This window comes from Pseudomonas sp. 05N434 (genome assembly GCF_056396965.1).
In genome coordinates this window covers 1-3,491 of sequence record NZ_JBFTMK010000533.1, presented here as the reverse complement: position 1 = coordinate 3,491, position 3,491 = coordinate 1, and the positions used below count along the sequence as shown (strand labels likewise).

Here is a 3,491-nt window from a genome sequence, read left to right as displayed (position 1 = left end):
ATTTTCTTCTTCGCCTCTTCCGCTTCAGCTTTCTTCTTGGCGTCTTCCGCGGCTTTCTTCTTCGCGTCTTCGACGATCTTTTTCTTCGCTTCTTCAGCGGCCGCTTTCTTGGCCTCTTCTTCAGCAGCTTTTTTGGCTTCTTCTTCGGCTTTCTTCTTGGCTATATCAGCCAATTGTTTCTCTTCGGCCTTTTTGGCTTCGGCGGTCTTCTTCGCTTCGTCGGCTTTCTTGGCTTCATCAGCCTTTTTCGCCTCTTCCGCTTTCTTCGACTCGTCGGCCTTCTTGGCTTCCTCGGCCTTTTGAGCCGCTTCTTCTTTCTTTTGTTCCGCAGCCTTCACCGCTTCCTGCTCGACCTTCTTCTGTTCCATCTGCTCGACTTCGGTCTGACGCGCAGCAGATTTCTGCGCCTCACCCGCGATCTTCTGATTGGTCTGGGTGGTCGCCCGACTTTTCGATTTCAGCTGGTACAGGGTTGCCTGGACAATCGGCTTGGCCGGCGGCAGCTCCGGTGTGAAGGCGAAACTGACGAACAGCATGCCGAACACCAGCACGTGCAAGACAATCGCCCAGACACTAGGCCAGAAGTAGCTTTCCGAGGCGGACGGCTCTCGCAGTTGCTGCATCAGGGCGCCTCGGTAATCAAGCCAACATTACCGACCCCGGCCTTCTGCAACCCGCCCATGGCGCCCATGACGGAGCCATAATCGACGGTTTTGTCGCCACGAATGAACACCTGCGTGCGCTTACCGTTACCGTTGCCAACGCGAATGATCTTGGTCACGGCGTCGGTCATTTGCGGCAAGGTCATGGCCTTGTCCTGCTGCTTTTCGGTGTCGACTTCGCTGCCAAGGTTCCAGTAGTAGGTCTTGTCAGCCTTGATCGAAATGGTCAGGACCTGAGTGTTGTTGTCCTGCGGCAAGGCTTCGCTGGAAACCTTGGGCAGATCAACTTTCACGCCCTGATTGAGCATCGGCGCGGTCACCATGAAGATGACCAGCAGTACCAGCATCACGTCGATGTAAGGCACCACGTTCATCTCGGCAACCGGCTTGCGCTTTTTGCGAGCTCGAGCGATTAAAGCCATTGGAAATTACCTGCTTATTCTTCGCTGGTGTGCACTTTGCGGTGCAGGATCGCCTGGAATTCGTCGGCGAAGGTGTAATAGCGGCCCAGCAGGGTTTCGCTGCGGGCAGCAAAACGGTTGTAGGCGATAACGGCCGGAATGGCGGCAAACAGACCGATCGCAGTAGCAACCAGTGCTTCGGCGATACCTGGAGCCACAGTGGCCAGGGTCGCTTGCTGGGCAGTCGCCAGACCACGGAAGGAGTTCATGATGCCCCAGACTGTACCGAACAGACCGATGTACGGGCTGACGGAACCGACGGTGGCGAGGAACGGCAGGCTCTGCTCGAGCTTCTCTTCCTCGCGGGAGATGGCTACGCGCATGGCACGCGCCACGCCTTCCATGACCGCTTCCGGATCAACGCCCGACTGCTGGCGCAGACGGGAGAATTCCTTGAAGCCGGCACGGAAGATCTGCTCGACACCGGAATCCGGATCAGGGTTGCTGCCAGCCTGACGGTAGAGTTTGGACAGGTCGATACCGGACCAGAAGCGCTCTTCAAAGCTCTCCAGGGCACGTCGACCGGCGCGCAGCAAGTTGCTGCGCTGAAAGATCATGATCCACGAGGTCACCGATGCGGCTACCAGGATCAGCATTACCAGTTGCACCACGACACTGGCATTGCTGACCAGGCTCCACATGGAGGAATGGTCGACGACGTTAGCTTCCACGCTTTATCTCCTGCTTTGAGTGTGTACCCGCGCCGCTCACGTCGGCAAAGGCCGCACGTAGAGCTTCGGGAATGGCCCGGGGTTTCAAACTGTTAGTGCGCACACAGGCCACCAGAAACTGCCCTTCGCAGAGCAGCACGTTATCCGTAGCCCGCCTGACCTGCTGTTTGAAGCGCAGGCTGACCCGGTTCAATTCAATTACTTCGGCGCTTACCAGCAGTTCGTCGTCCAGTCGCGCCGGCGCGTGGTAACGCGCTTCGCTGGAATGCACGACGAACAACAGGTCCTCCCCTGCCAGCGCCGACTGGGCAAAGCCCAGCTCTCGGAGCCGCTCGGTTCGAGCCCGTTCCATAAACTTGAGGTAATTGACGTAATACACGATGCCGCCGGCATCGGTGTCCTCGTAATAAACGCGACAACGATGTGCGAACGGCTCAAGCCCGTTTTGCGCGCGCATACTCTAGTGCTTACTCCTCAGGTTGCCAATCCGGCCAGGCAACTGTTTTTCATTGATTCGCGGCTTTCTGGCTAAAGTACCGTCCTGGGACAGCACAAACCCCGAATAAATCAGCACGCAAAGGTGATTAATCGTCCACGGCATCGAGGAACTCGTCTACCACGGGCATCTCGCCCAATCGTGACGGAATGTTTAAGCCGAAGTGCAAATACGCATGCCGGGTCACTACCCGCCCCCGCGGCGTGCGCATGATATAGCCCTGCTGGATCAGGTACGGCTCCAGCACGTCTTCAATGGTGTGGCGTTCTTCGCTGATCGCAGCGGCCAGACTGTCCACCCCCACCGGCCCACCGTCGAACTTCTCGATCATGGTCAACAGCAGGCGTCGGTCCTGATGGTCGAAGCCACGCTCATCGACATCCAGCAGGTTCAAGGCCAGGTCGGCGATCGGTTTAGTGATGTGGCCCTTGGCACGAACCTCGGCAAAATCCCGGACCCGGCGCAGCAAGCGGTTGGCGATTCGCGGTGTACCGCGGGCACGCCGGGCGATTTCAAAGGCGCCTTCCGGGTCCAGCGGCAAACCGAGAATGTTCGCCGAACGGCTGACAATCGTTGCCAGATCGGCGGTGCTGTAGAACTCCAGGCGCTGGACGATCCCGAAACGGTCGCGCAACGGGTTGGTCAGCATACCGGCACGGGTCGTTGCGCCAACCAGGGTAAACGGTGGCAGATCGAGCTTGATCGAGCGCGCGGCCGGCCCTTCGCCGATCATGATGTCGAGCTGGAAATCTTCCATGGCCGGGTACAGCACTTCTTCGACGATCGGCGACAACCGATGGATCTCGTCGATGAACAGCACGTCATGGGGCTCAAGGTTGGTCAGCAATGCAGCCAGATCACCAGGACGCTCGAGGACCGGCCCCGAGGTGCTTTTGATCGACACGCCCATTTCCTGGGCAATGATGTTGGCCAGGGTGGTTTTACCCAGGCCCGGCGGGCCGAAAATCAGGGTGTGATCCAGTGATTCATTGCGCCCGCGCGCGGCCTGGATGAACAACTCCATTTGCTCGCGAACAGTCGGCTGGCCAATGTATTCGGCCAGGCTGACGGGACGAATCGCCCGGTCCTGGACTTCTTCGCGCTCACGGGGGCCACCCGTAGCGGCGATCAGACGATCAGCTTCAATCACTTAGATCATTCCCTTCAGGGCACGACGAATCATGTCTTCACTGCTCAAACC

The 3,491-nt window shown here is 58.3% G+C and carries 5 protein-coding genes; all 5 read right to left on the bottom strand.

Annotated features, from left to right (window positions below):
• A partial coding sequence (gene tolA, locus AC1DLB_RS25225) for a cell envelope integrity protein TolA (protein WP_477785851.1) occupies positions 1–623 on the bottom strand: 623 nt, incomplete at its 3' end.
• A complete protein-coding gene (gene tolR / locus AC1DLB_RS25220; RefSeq protein WP_167331185.1) occupies positions 623–1,075 on the bottom strand; it encodes a protein TolR in 453 nt (150 codons plus the stop codon). The genes tolR and tolA, both read right to left, overlap by 1 nt.
• 23 nt (positions 1,076–1,098) lie before the next feature.
• Entirely contained in the window at positions 1,099–1,794 is a 696-nt protein-coding gene (gene tolQ, locus AC1DLB_RS25215) for a protein TolQ (RefSeq protein ID WP_018926498.1), read from the bottom strand.
• Entirely contained in the window at positions 1,784–2,251 is a 468-nt protein-coding gene (gene ybgC / locus AC1DLB_RS25210) for a tol-pal system-associated acyl-CoA thioesterase (RefSeq protein ID WP_007933231.1), read from the bottom strand. The genes tolQ and ybgC overlap by 11 nt, the downstream gene beginning before the upstream one ends.
• 127 nt (positions 2,252–2,378) lie before the next feature.
• Entirely contained in the window at positions 2,379–3,440 is a 1,062-nt protein-coding gene (ruvB, locus tag AC1DLB_RS25205) for a Holliday junction branch migration DNA helicase RuvB (RefSeq protein WP_018926499.1), read from the bottom strand.
• Positions 3,441–3,491 lie beyond the last annotated feature (51 nt).